Raw genomic sequence first — 18,779 nt, 5'->3', positions numbered from 1 at the left:
GTAAGCGGTTGTGATTTGCGGGCATAATGCAACTCGGTTGCGATAACGGTGTCCTGTCGCGCTCTGCAGCCCGCTCTTGCATTGCCCATGTCATCGCCGACTCCCTCCCCATTGCTCTTGCCTTGCGGCATGCGTTCGACCCGCGCCACGCGGGCCGTGCTGGCGCTGTGGGAGGCGCGTGCCGATGCGCTGTTGAGCGAGGCGGATGTGGAAGCCGCCCTGCATGCCCAGGGCGTGCAGGTCAACCGCGTCACCGTCTACCGTCTGCTGGACCGGCTGGCCGCAGCCGGCGTGTTGCGCCGCAGCGTGGATGCGGCACGCGTGGCCCGGTACGGCAGGCCCCTTCAGGGCGCGGCCTGCGAAGGCGACGCCGCTGCGCACTTCGAGTGTGCGGATTGCCACAGCGCCTTTCGTCTGGGCGGCGAGGCAGGCGGGGGCGGTGGGCAACTGCAGGCCGCCTTGCTGCAATTGCGGCAGGCGCTGGCAGCCAGCGGCCTGCAGGGCCAGGCCATCGATGTGTCGGTGACGGGGCGGTGCCAGGTCTGCAGCGGCACCGGGCACTCCCGGAATGATCCGTCCGTGTGAGGTGGCCGCCTTTCCCTTTTTCTCTTGCATAGCCCTTCAGGATCTCGCATGACTTTTTCCCCCTTCCGTTCCGTTTCCCTGATCCTGGCCGCTGTCTTTCTGGCCGCTGCGGCCCAGGCGCACGATCACGGCCAAGACCATGACCATGACCATGCCAAGACCCCGGCGGACGCCAAGGCACAGGGTGGCCCGGTGCAACTGGATGCCCATGCCCGTGCCGACATGGAGCGCCACCGCTCGATGGCCAAGGCCCACGAGGCCGCCGCACAGTGTCTGGCGGCAGGGCGTGACCATGCGCAATGCCACAAGCAGCTGCAGGCCGACTGCAAGGGCCTGGCGCTGGGCAAGTTCTGCGGCATGCGCCATGCGCATTGAGCGCGGCATTGCCCGCCGTGCACTGCTGTGAGCAGTCGCCCGTCTTTGTGACGGGATGCTGGAACCTGCCCTGCCAATTGGCGCATACACTCTGCGCTGCCTGACCCGTTCCTGATTCATCCATGCCCTTCAAACTCCCGAGTCGCCACTCGCCTGCGCCCGCCTCACGGCTTGCGTTGCGCGGTGCCGTGCCGAATCGGGGTTGGCTTTTGGCCTGGTTGCTGGTCTGGTCCATCGCACTGGCGCCGTTGCTGGGCCAGATGCACCGTGTGGTGCATGCTGGCGGCCTGGCCTCGGCCACGGCCCATGGCCCGGTCGAGGTGGTGGCCACCTCCTGCGCTGCACCCGTCGACTGGGTGCATGCGCTGTTCTCGGGCCACGGCCCGGCGGACTGCCAACTGCTGGACCAGTTGCACGAAGGCATGGCGGGGCCACCGCCCGCCGTGGCGCTGCCGCCTTTCTGGGGCGAACAGGCCGAGCCCGCCCAGCCGCCCATCGTGCGCGATGGCCGCGTGCTGGCGGCTTTCTTCGATGCGCGTGGTCCCCCGCATCCCATCACTGCCCGCCTGGCGGCTTGAACCTTGGGCGGCGGCGCTGCATGCGCCCGCCCATTGAAGCTGTTTGCGCGCGCCTTCCTGCATTGCACGCAAGAGGCGCTGTGCCCAGGTTGGACAGATCCTGAATGCATATCCGATCGGATGGCTGCGTGCGCCTGCATGTCGCACCCCGGTTGTCCGTTTCCGACGCCATTTTTTGCAGCGCCCGCATTCCCACGTCCCCGGGGCCGTGGCCGGCCGCTGCCGGGAAGACCAGTGATGAGAGTGACAACAAAGCAATACCACCAGGACGCCAAGGTGCAGGGGGAGAGGATGAAGCTGCGCCCGCTGCTGCAGCAACTGCTGCTGGCGGGCGTGCTCGGCCCCGCGATGGCAGGGCTGGCCATGGCAGCAGAGCCTGCGGAGGCTGGAGTCTCCGCCGCGCCCGGAACTGCCACCGGCGCCCAGGCGGATGCCCCGCGCAGCGACACGCCTGTGCTCAATGAGGTGACGGTCAAGGCCAGCGGCCTGGGCCTGACCTCGGCCGATATGTCCACGCCAGCCTCGGTGCTGGAAGGCGATGTGCTGACGCTGCGCCAGGCCGCCACGCTGGGCGAGACGCTGGACGGCGAGCCCGGCATCCACGCCAGCCATTTCGGTGCGGGCGCAAGCCGCCCCATCATCCGCGGCATGGACGGCCCGCGCGTGCAGATCCTCAGCGATGGCTCGGAGCTGCATGACGCCTCCACCATCAGCCCCGACCATGCCGTGGCCAGCGAGCCCATGCTGGCCACGCAGATCGAAGTGCTGCGCGGCCCTTCGGCGCTGATCTACGGCGGCGGCGGTGCCATGGGCGGCGTGGTCAACATCCTGGACGACAAGATCCCCACGTCCATTCCCAAGAACGGCATCACGGGCTCGGCCCAGCTGCGCGGCAGCACGGGCGCGGGCGAGACGGCCGGCGCGTTCTCGCTGACGGGCGGCGCGGGCCAGCTGGCCATCCACGCCGAGGGCATGGCGCGCGATGCCGGCGACTACCGCGTGGGCAGCGGATGGGCGCCCAACGGCCAGTCCCAGGGGCGCGTGGGCGGCAGCTTCAACCGCACGGACACGGGCAGCCTGGGCCTGTCCTGGATCGGCACGCAAGGCTACCTGGGCCTGGCCTACACGCGCCAGACCGCGCGCTATGGCCTGCCGGGCCACAACCACAGCTTCGAGGGCTGCCACACCCATGGCGACCATCTGCACTGCGGCGGCCATGACCACGGCGACGAGGACGGACATGACCATGGCGACGAAGAACACGATCACGACCATGGCAGCGTGCCGGTGGTCGACCTCAACAGCGAGCGCTGGGATCTGCGCGGCGAATGGCGCAATCCGACGGCAGGCATTGCGGCGTTGCGCGTGCGCGGCGGCTGGACCGACTACCGCCATGACGAGATCGAGGACGGCCAGGTCTCGACCACCTTCAAGAACCGCGCCCATGACCTGCGCGTGGAGGCCGAGCTGGAGCCCATCGCCGGCTGGCGCGGCGTCATCGGCCTGCAGACCGTGCAGCGCAAGTTCAGCGCCGAGGGGGAGGAGGCCTATGTGCAGCCCACCGAAACCCGCCGCAACAGCATCTACCTGCTGGAGGAATACCGCTGGCAGGACTGGCGCTGGCAGGCTGCGCTGCGCCATGAGCGCCAGACCGTGGATGCTCAGCAAAGCGCCATCTCTCGCAGCCACAGCGGCACATCGTTCTCGCTGGGCTCGGTGTGGAAGTTCACCCCGGGCTACAGCCTGTCGGCCTCGCTGACGCAGGGCAACCGCCTGCCCACGGCCGAGGAGCTGTATGCCAATGGCCTGCACATGGCCACATCCACCTATGAGCGCGGCAATCCCGACCTCAAGCGTGAACGCTCCCAGGCACTGGACATAGGCCTGCGCAAGACCTCGGGCGACACCACGTTCAGCGTCAATGCCTTCCACCATCGCGTCAAGGGCTATATCTATGGCGCCACGCTGGACGAGCATGACGGCCTGCAACTGCTGCAATACACCCAGGCCGACGCACGCTTCACCGGCGTGGAGGGCCAGGTGCGCCAGAAGCTGTCGCGCCAGTGGGGCGTGACCCTGTTCGGTGACGCCGTGCGTGCGCGGCTGGAAGACGGCTCCGCCTTGCCGCGCATTCCCGCGGCGCGCGTAGGCCTGCGCGTGGACACCTTCTACAAGGGCTGGGATGCCCAGGCCGAGTGGGTGCAGGTGCTGCGCCAGAACCGCGTCACCGCCTACGAGACCGAGACGGACGGCTACGGCATGCTCAACCTCTCGGCCAGCTACACGCTGCGCACCTCGGGTGGCACGCCCTGGCAGTTCTTCATCAAGGGCAACAACCTGACCAACCGCCTTGCCTTCGCCCACACATCGTTCATCAAGAACGCTGCGCCGCTGATGGGGCGCAATATCACCGTGGGCGTCAAGGTGTCGTTCTAAGGCGGGTTGCCCGCGCTGCGCTCCCGCGCCGTCTGCTACAGGTAATGCTGCAGATGGCGCAGGGCGCGTGTGCTGTCGACGCCTATCCACTGCACCACTTCGGTCTCGGCACGGCCCGCGCGCAACCACTGCACGATGGCCGTGTTGCGCAGCACCTGCGGCCCGACCCGGTGCAGCGGCGCCTTCTGGGCAGAAGCGGGCTGGGCCGCATGGGCACGCTGTATCAGCTGCGAGGCCACATGGAACAGCACGCGCACCGACAGCGGCTGCCCCTCGCGCGAATAAAAGACCGTGGCACCGGGTTGAACGGCCTGCGGCCCGCGCTGGCCGGCGCTGAAGCCTTTCCAGTCCTGCAGCGCCTTCACCACCGTTTCCGACAGATCCAGCGTGCGCTGCTGCGCGGCGCGTGCGCCATCGATATGCAATTGACAGGGAAGGCCATCGCCTGGGATGGCGCATTGCACATCGCGCCAGCACAGGCCGCGCACCTCCTCGGGCGCCAGCGCCAGTTCGTACAGCAGCAGCAAGATGGCGCGGTCGCGCGCCGACTGAAAGCCGTCGGCCACCGGAATGTGGCGGGGCAGGGCATTCCACAGCGGAGCGGGAAGGCAATGGCCCTGGCCGTCTTCGGCAGGGGGGCGCTCCTGCGGCGCCAGCCCTGCGGCGGGATTGGCGCTGACCCAGCCGTGGTCCAGCGCATGGTCGTAGATGCGTTCCAGCAGGCGCCAGTAGCGCCTGCGCGTGACCTCGCTGATGCGGCGGCCGGGCTGGTGGCCCGACAACTGGCCTTCGCGCGGGCGCAGGAAATTCTGGACATCCACGGCGGTGGCCTGTTGCCAGGCGCGGGCCTTTGCATTGACTTTGCCTTTCGGCGTGGTGGGGGAGGGGGAACTTTCTCTGGCTGGCATGCCCGCATCGCCCAGGCTGCGCAGCCAGGCACGCCATACCTTTTCGTAGCCGCTGTCGGGCGCCGTGTCCAGGGCATCCCAGCCCTTGGCGCCCTCGGTTTCCAGCCAATGCCGGAACAGGGCCAGTCCGTCGGGGACAGTGGACGGCGGCTTGCCGGCAGCGGGTGCCTGGGATGGTGATGAAGTCATGGGCGTCTAGAGCAAAACGAATCAACCAATAGGGATGTTCAATGTAACTTACATGAAGTTGAGTGGCAACCTTGTTATCGGCTGATGAATGTCAGTGGCGACAAGTCGCCAGAAAAGGGGGCTGTTCGGCATGAATCTGAGCCTTGGCACGTCCGTGGAGGCTGGCCGGGCCTTCGAGGCCCGGGACGATGCCTGAACGAGGCAGGGCCGGGTCTGCGGCGCATAATCTGCGCGCGCCGCAAGCCTGCGCAGGCGCAGCTTCCCGGTCCTGCTTCAGTGAACTCTCCCGTCTTTGCCTCCCTCATCCCTGTCATTCTTTGCATAGGCGCGGGCTTTCTTGCCGCCCGGCTGGCCTGGGTGCGTGCCACAGCCATCAAGGATTTGTCCAACCTTGTGTTTCTGGTGCTTACGCCAGCGCTGCTGTTTCGCACCATGGGTGCGGTGCGGGTACAGGAGCTGGACTTTCAGCCCGTGGCCCTGTATTTCCTGGCGACTGCGCTGATCTTCGTGGTGTCCATGGTGCTGGGCGGTTTTTCCACGCGCTCGGCCGCGCGGGGGCTGGCCAATATGTTCAGCAACACCGTCATGATCGGCGTGCCGCTGGTGGGGCTGGTCTACGGGGAGGAAGGGCTTGTCACGTTGTTCACCCTGGTCTCGCTGCATGCGCTGATCCTGCTGACCGCAGCCACCATCGTGTTCGAGCTGGCCGAGGCCCACGAACGCCAGCGCTGCGGCCAAAGCGCACCGCGCCCCATGTGGCGCACGGTGCTGCAGGCCGTGCGCAACGGCATCGTGCATCCTGTGCCGCTGCCCATACTCGCTGGCTTGCTGTTCGCTCAGACTGGGCTGGTGCTGCCCGAAGTGGTGGACCGGTCCCTGCAGGTCCTGGGCCAGGCGCTGGGCCCCATGGCGCTGCTGTTGGTCGGCGTGACACTGGCCTACACCAGGGTGGGTCAGAACTTGCGAGAGGCTGCTGGCATCGCGCTGGTCAAGAACCTGGTGCATCCGCTGCTGCTGCTTGCGCTGGCCTGGGCCTTCGGTCTGGGCGGCCTGCCGGTGGTCGTGATGTTCACGGCGGCTGCATTGCCCGTGGGGGCCAACGTGTTCCTGTTCACGCAGCGCTATGGCGTGATGCAGGAGGAGGTGTCCGCCAGCATCGCGGTGTCCACTGCGCTGGCCTTGCTTACCGTGCCGCTGATGCTGTGGCTGGCCCAGCGCCTGCCGGGCTGATGGGTTTCAGCAGCGCCAGCAATCGAGGGGATCAGGGCGCCAGGCGCTGGCGCAGCCAGGTTCCAGCTTCAAGCTGGTAGCAAAGGCGGTCGTGCAGCCGGCTCTTGCGGCCTTGCCAGAATTCCCAGCGCTCGGGTACCAGCCTAAATCCACCCCAATGTGGCGGGCGTGGCGGGTTCAGCAGGAACTGCGCGCCGTACTTGGCCGCATTGGCCACCAGTACGCTGCGCCCGCTGATGACCTGGCTTTGCGGGCTGGCCCAGGCGCCAATGCGAGAGTCCAGCGGACGGCTGTTGAAGTAGGCGTCGCTTTCGGCCTCGCTGACCTTTTCCACGCGGCCCTCGATGCGCACCACGCGCTCAAGCTCCACCCAGTGGAACTGCAGCGCGGCAAAGGGGTTGCCCGCCAGTTGCTGGCCCTTGCGGCTGTCGTAGTTCGTGTACCAGACCAGGCCGCGCTCGTCATAGCCCTTGATGAGCACGATGCGTGTGCTGGGCCGCAGGTCGCCGCCCACGGTGGCCAGCGTCATGGCATTGGGCTCGGGCACCTGGGCGCTCAGGGCTTCCTGCAGCCATTGGTCAAACTGCTGCAGCGGATCGGCCAGGGAGGCCGATTCGCTGAGTTCCGCGCGCTCGTAGCTTTTGCGCAGATCGGCGATCGAGGTGGAAATGCTGCTCATGGCCTGCATTGTGCCTGCGCCCGACCTCCCATTTGCTGCGCTAGAGTTGCGCATGCTCAGAGACTTCAAAGGCCGCCCCTGCGTGATCATCCTCGCCTCGGGCCGTGGCGAGCGTTTCCGCGCGTCGGGCGGCACCATGCACAAGCTCGCCGCGCCGCTGGGCGGCAGCACCGTGCTGGAACACACACTGGCCGCCGTCCGCGCCAGCGGCCTGCCCTGGCATCTGGAAGATGCGGGCCACCCCGGAATGGGCGATTCGCTGTCTGCGGCCGTGCGTGCCACAGCCGATGCGCCAGGCTGGCTGGTCTTGCCGGCCGACCTGCCGCTGGTGAGTCCACAGACCTTGCTAAAAGTGGCCGATGCATTGCATGCGGGGGCCCGAGCCGCCCAGCCTGTCCATCAAGGCGAGCGTGGACATCCCGTGGGTTTCGGCGCCGCATGCGGCGCGGCGCTCATGGCGTTGAGCGGAGAGAAGGGCGGGGCGCCTGTGCTGAAGGCGCTGCGCGAAGCCGGACATGTGGTTCAGGTCGATGTGGACGATGCTGGTGTGCTCACCGACATCGATACGCTGGACGATCTGGCGCGCGCTGAGGTGTTGCTGCAGAACCGGCCTGAAGTGGGCTGAATTCAGGCTTCGCCGTCTGCCGTAGCGGGGCCGCCTTCGGTCGCTGGGTCGGCTTGGCTGCCTTGGCAATAACCGCGCAGTTTGAGCAAGGCCCGATACATCACCTCCCGTTCCTCCTGCGTCAGCGCCAGCAGAGCAGCGGCCTGGTGTTGTCGGGCCACGGGCATCACCTCGTCATGCAACTGCCGGCCCGCAGGCGTGATGGAGCACAGGATCTTCTTGCGTGGAGTGGAGCCTTGCGCCAGCAGGGCCACCAGGCCGCGTTCCTCGAGCAGCCGCAGCGCCCGGCTCACCAGGGCCTTGTCCGAAGTGGATTGCACCACCAGCGCGCTGAACGGCAACTCGCCTGCATGCGCGACAAGGGCCAACAGCCGCCACTCCGAAACCGTCAAGCCCGCCGTATCGGCATAGGGCACGGTGATGGTGCGCCGCAGCGCATTGCCCACCTGGCTCATCAGCGTGGTCAGAAAGGCATCGACGGTCAGGCTGCTGCCTGCCTCGTCAAGGTGGGACCAGGGATTGCCTGCGGGCGTGCTGGGCACAGGGAGAGGAGAAGGTGGGATGGGCATGTTCCCATCAATTGTTTCACAGGCTGCCTGATGTTTGTCTTGTGGAATTTCTGTATAGAAATCAATAGAGGTCAATCGGTGTTTTCGGTAAGTTGATTCATCAACTTACTGGAGAAAATTGTCATTGATTCTTTTGAGGATCAATGTTTCATGGATGAATCGTATGAATTCATCCCATAGCCAGCCCCAGCTGCCATGCCCGTATCTGACCGATGCATGTCCGCGCTTTCAAAGGAGCCAGTGATGACCCCCCATCGTCGGCAAGGCCTGACCATTGCAGCATTGGCTTTTGCCACCGCTGTCTGTGGTCCGGCATTTGCACAGGACTACCCCGCCAGGCCGATCACCGTGGTGGTCGCCTATCCCGCAGGTGGTGACACGGACGCCATGGCGCGCCTGTTCGCCGAAAAGCTCACGGTGCGTCTGCGCCAGCCCGTGGTGGTGGACAACCGGCCCGGGGCGGGCGGCACCGTGGGCAACAACCTGGTTGCGCGGGCCGTGCCCGATGGCTACACGCTACTGTTCACGCCCAACCCCTTCACCATCGCCCCCATGGTGATGAGGCTCCCTACTGCCGCGACCTATGACCCCTTGAAAGGTTTCACCCCCGTGGTGCAGACCGCCAGCCAGGCCGTGCTGCTCGTGGCCCATCCCTCCACGGGATTCAAAAGCGTGGCCGACATGGTGGCTGCGGCCAAGGCCGGCAAGACGCTCAGCTACGCCAGTCCCGGCGCAGGCTCGCCCATGCACATAGGTGCCGAGTGGCTGAACCGCGCTGCCGGAGTGAGCATTCAGCATGTGCCCTATCGCGGCGTGGCACCGGCCGTCAACGATGTGGCAGCGGGCCATGTAGGACTGGCCTACGTCACGCTGGGGCCGGTGGCCCAGTACATCCAGGCGGGCAAGCTGCGCGCGCTGGCCGTGACCGACCCGAAGCGTTCGCCCCTGCTGCCCGATGTGCCTTCGCTGGCGGAACTGGGCTACAGGGACATCGCCGCGGGTGCCTGGAATGGCTTCTTCGCGCCCAAGGGCACGCCGGCCGCCGTGGTGCAGACCTTGAACACCCATCTCAACGAGATCCTCAGGATGCCGGAGGTGGCGGCAAAGATGGCCACCTTCGGTGCCGCGCCCGTGGGCGGGTCGCCGCAGGTGCTGGCCGATGTCAACGCTGCCGACTACGAGCGCCTGGGCAAGGTGATCCGCGAACTCGGCATCACCGCTGAATGACATGAATACCTCGAATTCCACGCTGGGCCGCGAGACGGCCCAGGTCACGGCGCTGTCCAAGGTACTAGGTCGTGCCCAGTACGCGGGCGACCTCAAGCTGCCGGGCATGCTGCATGCCAAGCTGTTGCGCAGCCCCTATCCGCATGCGCGCATCGTGCGCATCGACATTGCTGCAGCGCGTGCGCTGCCCGGTGTGAAAGCCGTGCTGACCGGGGCAGATGCACCGCGCACGCCCTGGGGCGTGAGCCACAAGGAGCGGCGCATCCTGGCCGACGGCCTGGTGCGCTTTGCGGGGGAAGAGGTGGCAGCCGTGGCTGCCGCCACAGAAGAGATCGCCCGCGATGCGCTGGACCTGATCGAGGTCGAGTACGAAGAACTGCCCGCCATCCTGTCGCCCGAGGAAGCCCTGGATGAAGAAGCGCCCGGCATTCATCCGGGCCGGGGCAACATCGCCCACGAGATCCGCTTCGAGCGCGGCGATGCCGATGCCGGATTCGCCGCAGCTGATCTGGTTCATGAAGCCACGTACACCACGCATGCGCAGTACCCGGGCTACCTGGAACCCATGGCAACCCTGGCCTCCATCGACGCCGATGGCCGCCTGTTGGTACAGACCTCCACGCAGTCGGTTTTCCTGGCGCGTGCCCGGCTGGCGGCGGCGCTGGAGCTGCCGGTGTCCGCCATCCGCGTGGTGCAGGCCACCACGGGCGGCGGCTTTGGCGGCAAGATCGTCGAGGACGACAACCAGCTCGTGGCGGGCCTGCTGGCCCTGCGCACCGGGCGGCCCGTGCGCCTGGTCAACAACCGGCTGGAGGACTTCCTGGCCTGCTGCTCCAGCGTCCCCGAGCGCATCACGCTCAAGCTGGGCATGGCGCGTGATGGCCGCATCCTCGCCAAGCAGGTGCACATCGTTGCCGAGTGCGGTGCCTATGCGGGTCTGTCGGCCGAGGTCATGCACGTCAGTGCCATGCGCAGCGACAACATGCACAGGCAGGGCAACGTCCGATCGCACGCCACCCTGGTCTATACCAACAACCCGCCGCACGGCGCGTTCCGCGGCTTTGGCGGTACGCAGATGCTGTTCGCGCTCAACAGCCACATCCACATCATGGCCGAGCAGCTGGGGCTGGATCCGGCCGAAGTCCACAAGCTCAATGCAGTGCAAGCCGGCGACGTGACAGTGCATGGCTGGAAGATCGGCAGCGCCGGCCTCAAGGAGTGCATAGACCAGGCCACCGATGCCATCGACTGGCGCGGCAAGCGCGCCCGCCCCCGCCAGGCCCTTGGCGCCCGCCGCAGGGGCGTGGGCATGGCCGCGGCCATGCATGTCAGCGGCAACCGCACCATGGGCAACTGGGACGGCTCCACCGTGGTGGTGCGCATCCATGAGGATGGCCAGGTGCTTGTGCTCAGTGGCGAGTGCGACATGGGCCAGGGCGCGGCCACCATGCTCAGCCAGATCGTCGCCCATGAACTCACGCTGCCGTTGTCGCAGGTCCGCGTGGCCGCACCCGACACGGACAGCACGCCCTTCGCCATAGGCTCGCTGGCCTCGCGCGTGACCATGGCTGCAGGCAATGCCGCCATAGGTGCCGCGCAGGCGGCCCGCAGCAAGCTGCTGGCCCTGGCCGCCGTCGTGCTGGAGGCGCAGGTCGACGACCTGGAGCTGGCCGATGGTCAGGTGCGCGTGCGCGGCACCGACCGTGCGGCAGGCATGGCCGAGCTCGCTCGCCAGCACATCTGGCGCCATGGCGGCGAGGGCATACAGGTCAGCCACACCTGGGATGCCCAGACGCAGATGCACGACGCCCAGCTGCACGGCAACATCGCGCCGGCCTATTCCTTCGCGGCCCAGGCAGTGGAGGTCGAGGTCGATACGGAAACCGGCCAGGTCCGGGTGCTTGACAGCTATGTGGCCGACGACTGCGGCAAGGCGCTGAACCCCGTCGCCATCCATGGGCAGACCAACGGGGCCACCGTCCAGGCCATGGGCTGGGCCCTTTACGAGCAACTGCACCTGGAAGGCGGGCGCCTGGCCAACGGCAACTTCGCCGACTACACCATGCCAACGGCCGACGCCGTGCCCTTGCTGCGCGGCGGCTTTGTCGAGTCCAACGACCCCAACGGCCCCTATGGCGCCAAAGGGGCCAGCGAAACCGCCATCCTGCCGGGAGCGCCTGCCATCGCCAACGCCGTGTACGACGCCATCGGCGTGCGCATATGCGATCTGCCGATCACGCCCGAAAAAATCCTGGCGGCGCTGCGCGCACGCGCCGAGGAGGGCCGTCATGCATGACTTCGACTTCCTGGAGCCCACCTCGGTGGCGGAGGCCAGCCGGTTGCTGGCCGAACTGGGCGAGGACTGCCGCGTGATCGCCGGCGGCACGGCCTTGATGCTGGGCATGCGCCAGCGCATGCTCGCGCCCACGCACCTGGTCTCGCTGGCTGGCATCGATGCGTTGCGCGACCTGGACTTCGACCCGGTGCGTGGCCTGCGTATCGGCGCCCTGGTGCGCCATGCCGAACTGGCGGCCTCGCCGCTGGTGTCGCATCACTATCCTGTCCTGGCCGGCATGGCGCAGCGCATGGCCAACCCGCAGGTGCGCAATCAGGGCACGGTGGGCGGCAATCTCTGCTATGCCGACCCCTCCACCGACCCGCCCGGCTGCCTGATGGCATTGGGCGCCCAGATCGTGCTGGCCAGCGCAAGAGGCGAGCGCCTGTTGGACATCGAGGACTTCCTGGTCGACTACTACGCCACGGCGCTGGAAGGCGACGAGATCGTCAGCGAGATCCGCGTGCCGCCCATGGGGCAAGGAGACGACCGGCGCAGCGGTGTGTACACGCGCTTTCTGCGCACAGCGGCCGAACACCGGCCGCTGGCCAGCGTGGCCCTGGTGGCGCACACCGCCGGGGGCATCTGCCGCGACGCGCGTCTCGTCGTGGGCGCCTCTACCCCCATACCCGTGCGCCAGCGGCGCGCCGAGGGCTTTCTTGAAGGCCGTGCCCTCACCTGGGCCTTGGCGGCCGAGGCGGGTGACATCGTCGCGGCCGACATCACACCGGTTTCGGACCTGCGCGGCTCGGCGGATTTCCGCCGAGAAATGGTGCGCGTCAACGTGCGGCGCACCGTGGCCGAACTGTTTGGCCTGGACCTGGCACTGGAACAAGGAGAGCTGGCATGAGCCGACATCGCATCGAATGCACCGTCAACGGCGAGCCCTGCAGCGTGGACGTGCCTGCGCGCCGGCTGCTGTCGGATTTTCTGCGTGATGACCTGCACCTGACGGGCACCAAGCGCGGCTGCGAGACGGGCGTGTGCGGCGCCTGCTCGGTGCTGTTGGATGGCGAAGTGGTGAAGTCCTGCCTGCTGCTGGCCGTGCAGGTCCAGGGCCGCGCGCTCACCACCATCGAAGGCCTGGCCGACCGTATTGCTGGGGGTGCGGGCGCAGACCCGTCACAACGGCTGCACCCGCTGCAGCAAAGCTTCATGCAATGCGGCGGCCTGCAGTGCGGCTACTGCACACCAGGCTTCATCATGGCCGCCTGCGATCTGCTGGGGCGCAACCCCCTTCCCGGCGCGGACGAAGTTCGCCATGGCCTCAACGGCAACCTGTGCCGTTGCACGGGCTACACCCAGATCGTGGAATCGGTCCTTGTGGCCGCGGAGAAAATGCATGGAAATTGAGAAAACCCTGACTGTTTCGGCCTCGCGAGAGCGGGTGTGGGCCTTGTTGCTCGATCCCCAGGTCATGGGAGGTGCCGTGCCGGGCATGCAGTCCATCGAAGTGGTCAGCCCCACCGAATACGTGGCGGTGATGCACCAGAAGATCTCCTTCATCAGCGCCAGATTCAAGCTGCGCACACGCATCGTCGAGCAACGCGCTCCCGAGTATCTGCGCGTGGAAGGGACGGGAGAAGACACCTCGGTGGCCAGCTCGCTCAAGCAGCGCAGTGAAATCTTCCTGAGCGCCACGCCGGATGGAGGCACCGACCTGCGCATCAAGATCGACGTGGACCTGCTGGGCCGTCTGGGCGCATTCGGCCTGAGCGTGATGAAGACCAAGGCCGACCGAATATGGGAGGAGTTCGGTAACAATCTGGCCGCGCGGCTCGAAGGCGGGGGAGGGGAGCCCGCTGCGGGCAAGGCGACCGTGCAGGCGCCTGCACCTGTCGCGCCCGCGCCGGCCTCCGAGCCAGCCGGGGAAACGGTGGCGCAAGCCCGGAATTCGCCAGAACCAGCGCCAGCTTCGGAGCTCTCCTCCACGGCCCAAGACCTGCGGGGCCGTGGCTGGTGGGGACGGCTAATCGGCAGCTTGAGCGGTGAGGGCAGCGCGGGCGCTGCCGACACCATTCATGTCGAGCTGCGCCGTGGCGATACCACGGTCAGCGTCCAATGGCCGGGCGCGCGCGCCGAGCGGTGCGCGGCGTGGCTGCGCGACTGCCTGCGCTGAACGCAGACCCGGCCGAGCACATCATCCGCGCGTGATCACCGCACAGGCCAGGCGCGCCCCCGAATTGCCGGTAGGCTGCGTGGTGTAGTCGTCAGGGTCCTTGTGCACGATCAGGCCGCGGCCCACCACGCTGTTGGGACTCTGATCCAGTGCCAGGCCGCGCGAAACGAAATCTATGCTGGCCATGCCTTGCGCGTCGGACCGCAGGCTGGGCAGATCCCCTGCGTGGTGGACAGCGGAATCGAAGCGGCCATGGGCGTGGCCGGTGGGGTTGAAATGGCCGCCCGCGCTCAGGCCATCAGGGCTGGAGCAATCGCCTTTCTCATGGACATGAAAGCCATGCTCGCTGTTGGGCGCCAGCCCCTGAACCGAGCCCTGAACGCGCACGCTGCCATCGGCCTGGGCAGTGAACTGCAGGCTGCCGCTGACCTTGCTGCCTTGCGTGGGCTGCAGCTGGGCCATGGCCACGTTGCGGGCGGCAGGGGCTGCGGTGACGGCTGCCGGGGTGGACGCCGCGGCTGCGGCAGGAGGCTTGGACTGGCTGCCGCAGGCCCCAAGGGCCAGCACCATGCCGGCTGCCATCAGCAGCTTCACGGCGGTGGACGGGGTGGAGGGGGAAGCGTTCAAACGCATGGTGGCAATCTCCTGGTTGATATCCGTGCTGGAAAAGTTGTGAGGCGCATTGCGCGCAGCCGCCATCTTGCAGCGTGCAATACGGTGGATATGTCGGAGAGGGCAGCGTTATGCGCCTGCGCGCATCAGCGTATCAATCGCATCAAAGCGTCAGCGCGCGGCTTGCGCACCCGCTTCAGGCTGGCCCGCGTAGCTGAGCAGGCGCTGCAAGGCACGGTCCCGGATGCCGAGGCGCTTGAGCTCATCGAAGGTTGCGCGCGCATAGTCATGCGTGCTGCCATAGATGCCCTTGGCCTCGCTGAAGATGCGGCGATAGTCTTCGGGCGCCAGCTCGCCCGTGTGATTGGGGCTTTGACGGGACAGCGTGAACGCCAGCGCCTGCACCGTGCCCTGGCCGGTGCGGCAGGGCAGCCAGCGGGGGTCATAGACGGCATTGGCCATCTCGCGCTGCCACAGCTTTCTCATGACGTCATGGCCGTGGTGCCGGGGAATGCGGAACACCATGCCCTGGCAGCTGCCGCCGGACAGCATGCCAAAGACCAATCCAGGATTCTGGGGCGTGCCGCGGTTGATGGTGCTCCACATCTTCAATGCCCGGTGCCAGCCAAAGACACGGGCCGTGCGGCGTTCGCAGAAATCGAAATCCGGCCGCCAGATCAGCGAGCCGTAGCCAAAGATCCAGAGGTCATCGCTTCCGCCCCATCGGTGCAGCGCCTCGTCCAGCATGGGCTGGGACTCTCGGCGGGCAAATGAGAATTCTGGCAGGGCGGACATGGGCGCTGTGGCGTGAAGGAACAATGACGTTTTAACGCCTGTCGGCCCAAACGGTGCACAAGCGCCTGCGTTGCACTTGCACGGCCGGTCTTTTGTCTCTGCGGCGCCACAGTTCGTGCCGGGTGGCATCACGGGGCTTGGGCGGTGCGCAGGGCCGTTGGCGGCGGCCCTCTACAATCGGCCGGTTTTTCGCAGTCTTTCTGGTTTCCTTCAACAGTTCATTCACGGAGAGTGCTTCATGTCCTTCAGTCAATCCGACGACGACAGCCAACAACGTTTTGCCCTGGGCTTTTTGTTTGCGCTGATTGCGCTCGTCGTCTCCACGGTCGTGGGTGTCGTGGTCTACCAGCGCGGCATTGCGCATGGTCCTGCAAAGACGACAACCGGCGCCACACCTGTGCCGGCGATGGCGCCTGTGGTCCTGGAGGAAGACGTGGCGCGTGTCGTTGTCGAAAACGGCGTGGTCAAGTTCTACTTCGCATCGGCCAAGGCCGAGCTGGCGGCTGGCGCCAATGAAGCGCTGGCCGATGTGGTGGCTGGTGTGCAGGGCGGCAAGCGCGCCGTGATCTCTGGATACCACGACGCCACCGGCAGCGCCGAACTCAACGCCGAACTGGCCAAGAAGCGCGCCCTGGCAGTCCAGGCTGCCCTGTCGGCACTGGGCGTGGCCGAGGAAAAGGTCGAACTCAAGAAGCCCGAACAACTGCAGGCCGATGGCAGCAATGCCCAGGCCCGCCGGGTGGAAGTGATCCTGGTGGATTGAACCGGATCAGCAGCGCGGCTGGCAGCAGCCGCAGCTAAAAACAAAGGCCCGGAGCGATGAACGCTCCGGGCCTTTGTTTTTGGGGCTGCGTGGATCAGGAATTGCGCAGGGGATCGAACTTCTCGCCGCCAGCTGGCTGCACGCCGGCATGGGCGCGTGAGTTCTCCTGTATGAGTTCTATCTTGTAGCCGTCCGGATCCGTCACAAAGGCAATCACCGTGGTGCCGCCCTTGACGGGGCCGGCCTCGCGCGTCACGTTGCCGCCGGACGCCTTGATCTTCTCGCAGGCGGCATAGGCATCAGGCACGCCAATGGCGATATGGCCGTAGGCCGTGCCCATGTCGTAGGACTCCGTACCCCAGTTGTAGGTCAGCTCGATCTCGGCCTGGCCAGGGTTGCCGCCCTCGAAGCCCAGGAAGGCCAGCGAGTACTTGTACTCGGGGTTCTCTGAGGTTCGCAGCAGCTGCATGCCAAGAACCTGTGTGTAGAAATCGATGGAACGCTGGAAATTGCCAACGCGCAGCATGGTGTGAAGGATTCGCATCCACGGATTGTGCCGGGATTTGGCGGTCTCTTCACGCGCTCGGCCATGGGGTGAGGTCGCTTCAGCCCCACCCCGGCATCGGTCGCGGGCTCCTGCCCGGGCGCGTGCATCTCATCCACAGACTCCCGTCTGGTCCGGATGCTTGGCGTGCAACGCATTCAACCACCGATTCAACTATCTGTTGAATTCTAGGAGTGCTCCCTAGGACTGACGCCCGAATTCGCAGCAATTGGGCCAAAAAATCAGACAAATCTTAGATTTTGAAGTGGAAAAATCAGATTAATCCAATTAAATCCTAGTGCGCCACTGCCTAGAATAGGAATGTTCTTCTTGCTAATTTTTTGAGTCATGAAAAATTTCGTCTTGCGGATACTGATTGCCGATGACCATCCGGCAGTTCTGGCAGGCATAGAAAGTGTTTTGGAGGAAAAAAATGAGATAGAGATTGTGGGTCGAGCGAAAAACTCCACGGAAATCATCAATTTTCTCAGGCAGAACGAATGCGATGTGCTGGTGACTGATTATTCAATGCCCGGCGGAACCTATGGCGACGGCCTAGTCATGCTGAATGTCATCCGGCGACGATTTCCCGGCGTCAAGATCGTGATGCTGACAATGATTGAGAATATTGGGATCATCAAGTCGCTTGCCAATCAGGGGATCTATAGGATAGTCCATAAAACAGATTCTTTGGGGAGCCTGGTGCCGGCGATCTATGCGGCATACACAGATGGTCAATTCATTTCGCCGAGCGCAAGCAAACTGCTTGGCGGCGAATGGCTCGGGGCGGTACGAACATCGATAGAACTGTCAAAGCGTGAAGAGGAAGTTCTGCTGCTTTTCATTTCTGGAATGACAGTGTCTGAAATAGCGAAAAAACTCTATCGCAGCATCAAGACGGTCAGTACGCACAAGGTGGCGGTCATGAATAAACTGGGCATCCGCAAGGACATTGACCTCATTCGCTATGGAATAGAGATGGGATGGATTGATGCCAGAAAATAGTCCCGGTCATGGCAAAAGAATGCTCGTTGCCACAAATGATCCGATGGCCCTATATTGGATACAGCAATGTTGCAAACAGCAAGGAATTTTTCACGGCATTCAATGGATCAGCAATACGGATGAGCTTCTGGCGGAACTGAAGAAATTCAATGCGGATGCGGCCTTTGTGGATATGGATTTCATCGGCGAAAAGCTGATGAAGTTGCTTAATGATCTGGCACTGTCGAAAGTGGATGTTCCCATCATCCTTGTCAGCAGCTGCGAACCAAGAATATTCCATGCGGTCGCTGACTATGCCCGGAGCCTGGCACTCAACATCGTCTGTGCAATATCTCGCTCCAGAATGGCAAGAGAGGTGCCGGTCAACGGGGATTTCCTGCTGCGTATCCTGGGGCGGACCAAGACGGAGGGCCAGCCCAGGACGATCTTGCCGATCCCGAGAGCAAGGTTGACGAACGCTTTGCACAGCGGCGAAATCGTTGCCCATTTTCAACCCTTGCATCATGCAGGCTCGGGCAGGATCATCGGGGCGGAAGCCTTGGCCCGGTGGCCTATTTCGGCCACGGAACTGTTGCCACCTGCTGCGTTCATGAAGGCCATCGGAGACCATGGATTGATGCATGAGCTCACTCTCCAAATGCTCCTGCAGTCCATCTCTTTCATCAAATCGGCAGCACCTTCAGGGCAGTTCATCTGCAGCATCAATGTATCCGCCTCCCTGGCGGCATCCTGGGAGTGGATGGATTCGGCATTGCGCGTGATCAGGGATGCAGGTGTCTCCCCTGAAAATATCGGTTTTGAGGTGACGGAAGATGGGGCGGATGATCTCGACAAGTCCCTGGGCGGTGTCATTGCGAATTTACGAATGAGTGGCTTTCAGTGCGCAATGGATGACTTTGGCGTGGGCGGCTCAACCATAGGGCGCCTGCTTAGCGTTCCTTTCAACCAGATCAAGATTGACAAGGCTTTGCTGCATGCTGCAAGAAACCAGGCCCATGCAAAGAGAGTGCTGAGCAAAGCGGTGTCGCTTGCGAAAGATGTTCGGGCACAGGTGGTTGTTGAGGGAGTGGAGGACGTTGATGATCTGGGAATGATCAGGAGGATGGATGCCGATGTCGCCCAGGGATTCTTGTATTCCAGAGCACTTTCCTGCAAAGATTTTATCGACTACATGAGGCGATCATTGGCCTGAGCAATGGCTGTAT

20 protein-coding genes are annotated in these 18,779 nt (G+C 64.9%); 14 read left to right on the top strand and 6 right to left on the bottom strand.

Going from position 1 to position 18,779, the window contains the following annotated elements; genetic code table 11:
* Positions 1–129: 129 nt before the first annotated feature.
* The 4 genes from ACF8ME_RS24750 (at position 130) to ACF8ME_RS24735 (ending at position 3,974) form a co-directional block, all read left to right on the top strand.
* Positions 130–585, top strand: coding sequence for a transcriptional repressor (locus ACF8ME_RS24750; RefSeq protein ID WP_343740194.1), 456 nt, complete (start codon positions 130–132; stop codon positions 583–585).
* A gap of 48 nt (positions 586–633) precedes the next feature.
* On the top strand, positions 634–960 hold the full coding sequence (locus tag ACF8ME_RS24745) for a hypothetical protein (RefSeq protein ID WP_392418600.1): 327 nt from the start codon (positions 634–636) through the stop codon (positions 958–960).
* A gap of 209 nt (positions 961–1,169) precedes the next feature.
* Positions 1,170–1,538, top strand: coding sequence for a hypothetical protein (locus tag ACF8ME_RS24740; RefSeq protein WP_223275282.1), 369 nt, complete (start codon positions 1,170–1,172; stop codon positions 1,536–1,538).
* Between the two features lie 237 nt (positions 1,539–1,775).
* Positions 1,776–3,974 carry a TonB-dependent receptor domain-containing protein gene (locus ACF8ME_RS24735; RefSeq protein WP_392418598.1) on the top strand — a complete coding sequence of 733 codons (2,199 nt, stop codon included), beginning with the start codon at positions 1,776–1,778 and terminating at the stop codon, positions 3,972–3,974.
* Between the two features lie 35 nt (positions 3,975–4,009).
* Here the strand turns inward: ACF8ME_RS24735 and ACF8ME_RS24730 are convergent, their stop codons facing one another.
* Positions 4,010–5,071 carry a site-specific integrase gene (locus ACF8ME_RS24730; RefSeq protein ID WP_392418596.1) on the bottom strand — a complete coding sequence of 354 codons (1,062 nt, stop codon included), beginning with the start codon at positions 5,069–5,071 and terminating at the stop codon, positions 4,010–4,012.
* Between the two features lie 276 nt (positions 5,072–5,347).
* On the opposite strand from ACF8ME_RS24730, the gene ACF8ME_RS24725 reads away from it, so the two are divergent.
* A complete protein-coding gene (locus ACF8ME_RS24725) occupies positions 5,348–6,301 on the top strand; it encodes an AEC family transporter (RefSeq protein WP_047327331.1) in 954 nt (317 codons plus the stop codon).
* A 31-nt stretch (positions 6,302–6,332) separates the two neighbouring features.
* Here the strand turns inward: ACF8ME_RS24725 and pdxH are convergent, their stop codons facing one another.
* On the bottom strand, positions 6,333–6,980 hold the full coding sequence (gene pdxH, locus ACF8ME_RS24720) for a pyridoxamine 5'-phosphate oxidase (RefSeq protein WP_017405177.1): 648 nt from the start codon (positions 6,978–6,980) through the stop codon (positions 6,333–6,335).
* 52 nt (positions 6,981–7,032) lie between these two features.
* Between pdxH and ACF8ME_RS24715 the strand changes: the two genes are divergently transcribed.
* Entirely contained in the window at positions 7,033–7,605 is a 573-nt protein-coding gene (locus ACF8ME_RS24715; RefSeq protein ID WP_063325992.1) for an NTP transferase domain-containing protein, read from the top strand.
* 2 nt (positions 7,606–7,607) lie between these two features.
* Here ACF8ME_RS24715 and ACF8ME_RS24710 read toward each other — a convergent pair whose 3' ends face one another.
* Positions 7,608–8,174: a MarR family transcriptional regulator gene (locus ACF8ME_RS24710; RefSeq protein WP_209669084.1), complete on the bottom strand. Its 567-nt coding sequence runs from the start codon at positions 8,172–8,174 to the stop codon at positions 7,608–7,610.
* A 243-nt stretch (positions 8,175–8,417) separates the two neighbouring features.
* Between ACF8ME_RS24710 and ACF8ME_RS24705 the strand changes: the two genes are divergently transcribed.
* Genes ACF8ME_RS24705 through ACF8ME_RS24685 form a run of 5 tightly spaced genes read left to right on the top strand, consistent with a single transcriptional unit; the run spans position 8,418 to position 13,855 of the window.
* On the top strand, positions 8,418–9,401 hold the full coding sequence (locus ACF8ME_RS24705; protein ID WP_392418593.1) for a Bug family tripartite tricarboxylate transporter substrate binding protein: 984 nt from the start codon (positions 8,418–8,420) through the stop codon (positions 9,399–9,401).
* A 1-nt stretch (position 9,402) separates the two neighbouring features.
* Positions 9,403–11,697, top strand: coding sequence for a xanthine dehydrogenase family protein molybdopterin-binding subunit (locus tag ACF8ME_RS24700; RefSeq protein ID WP_392418591.1), 2,295 nt, complete (start codon positions 9,403–9,405; stop codon positions 11,695–11,697).
* Positions 11,690–12,586: an FAD binding domain-containing protein gene (locus ACF8ME_RS24695; RefSeq protein WP_392418589.1), complete on the top strand. Its 897-nt coding sequence runs from the start codon at positions 11,690–11,692 to the stop codon at positions 12,584–12,586. Before ACF8ME_RS24700 ends, ACF8ME_RS24695 begins: the two co-directional genes overlap by 8 nt.
* On the top strand, positions 12,583–13,089 hold the full coding sequence (locus ACF8ME_RS24690) for a (2Fe-2S)-binding protein (protein WP_016447071.1): 507 nt from the start codon (positions 12,583–12,585) through the stop codon (positions 13,087–13,089). Before ACF8ME_RS24695 ends, ACF8ME_RS24690 begins: the two co-directional genes overlap by 4 nt.
* Positions 13,079–13,855 (top strand): CoxG family protein, encoded by a 777-nt coding sequence (locus ACF8ME_RS24685; protein ID WP_392418587.1) that lies wholly within the window; start codon positions 13,079–13,081, stop codon positions 13,853–13,855. The genes ACF8ME_RS24690 and ACF8ME_RS24685 overlap by 11 nt, the downstream gene beginning before the upstream one ends.
* 21 nt (positions 13,856–13,876) lie before the next feature.
* Here ACF8ME_RS24685 and ACF8ME_RS24680 read toward each other — a convergent pair whose 3' ends face one another.
* Entirely contained in the window at positions 13,877–14,488 is a 612-nt protein-coding gene (locus ACF8ME_RS24680) for a superoxide dismutase family protein (protein WP_244388145.1), read from the bottom strand.
* A 150-nt stretch (positions 14,489–14,638) separates the two neighbouring features.
* The gene (locus ACF8ME_RS24675) at positions 14,639–15,262 is read right to left on the bottom strand and encodes a gamma-glutamylcyclotransferase (RefSeq protein WP_047473238.1); all 624 of its coding nucleotides are present in this window, start codon (positions 15,260–15,262) and stop codon (positions 14,639–14,641) included.
* A 238-nt stretch (positions 15,263–15,500) separates the two neighbouring features.
* Here ACF8ME_RS24675 and ACF8ME_RS24670 point away from each other — a divergent pair, with 238 nt between their 5' ends.
* Positions 15,501–16,025 carry an OmpA family protein gene (locus ACF8ME_RS24670; protein ID WP_016447067.1) on the top strand — a complete coding sequence of 175 codons (525 nt, stop codon included), beginning with the start codon at positions 15,501–15,503 and terminating at the stop codon, positions 16,023–16,025.
* Positions 16,026–16,119: 94 nt separating this feature from the next.
* Here ACF8ME_RS24670 and gloA read toward each other — a convergent pair whose 3' ends face one another.
* On the bottom strand, positions 16,120–16,569 hold the full coding sequence (gene gloA / locus ACF8ME_RS24665) for a lactoylglutathione lyase (RefSeq protein ID WP_026062330.1): 450 nt from the start codon (positions 16,567–16,569) through the stop codon (positions 16,120–16,122).
* Between the two features lie 348 nt (positions 16,570–16,917).
* Here gloA and ACF8ME_RS24660 point away from each other — a divergent pair, with 348 nt between their 5' ends.
* Positions 16,918–17,574, top strand: coding sequence for a response regulator transcription factor (locus tag ACF8ME_RS24660; protein WP_016447065.1), 657 nt, complete (start codon positions 16,918–16,920; stop codon positions 17,572–17,574).
* Between the two features lie 19 nt (positions 17,575–17,593).
* Positions 17,594–18,766 carry an EAL domain-containing protein gene (locus ACF8ME_RS24655; protein WP_392418584.1) on the top strand — a complete coding sequence of 391 codons (1,173 nt, stop codon included), beginning with the start codon at positions 17,594–17,596 and terminating at the stop codon, positions 18,764–18,766.
* The last annotated feature ends 13 nt before the right edge of the window (positions 18,767–18,779 follow it).

It is taken from the genome of Delftia sp. WSY_7 (genome assembly GCF_043104845.1).
Lineage (GTDB): Bacteria > Pseudomonadota > Gammaproteobacteria > Burkholderiales > Burkholderiaceae_C > Comamonas > Comamonas tsuruhatensis.
Note: the sequence above shows the minus strand (reverse complement) of the source record. Positions and strands in the feature narration are given on the sequence as shown.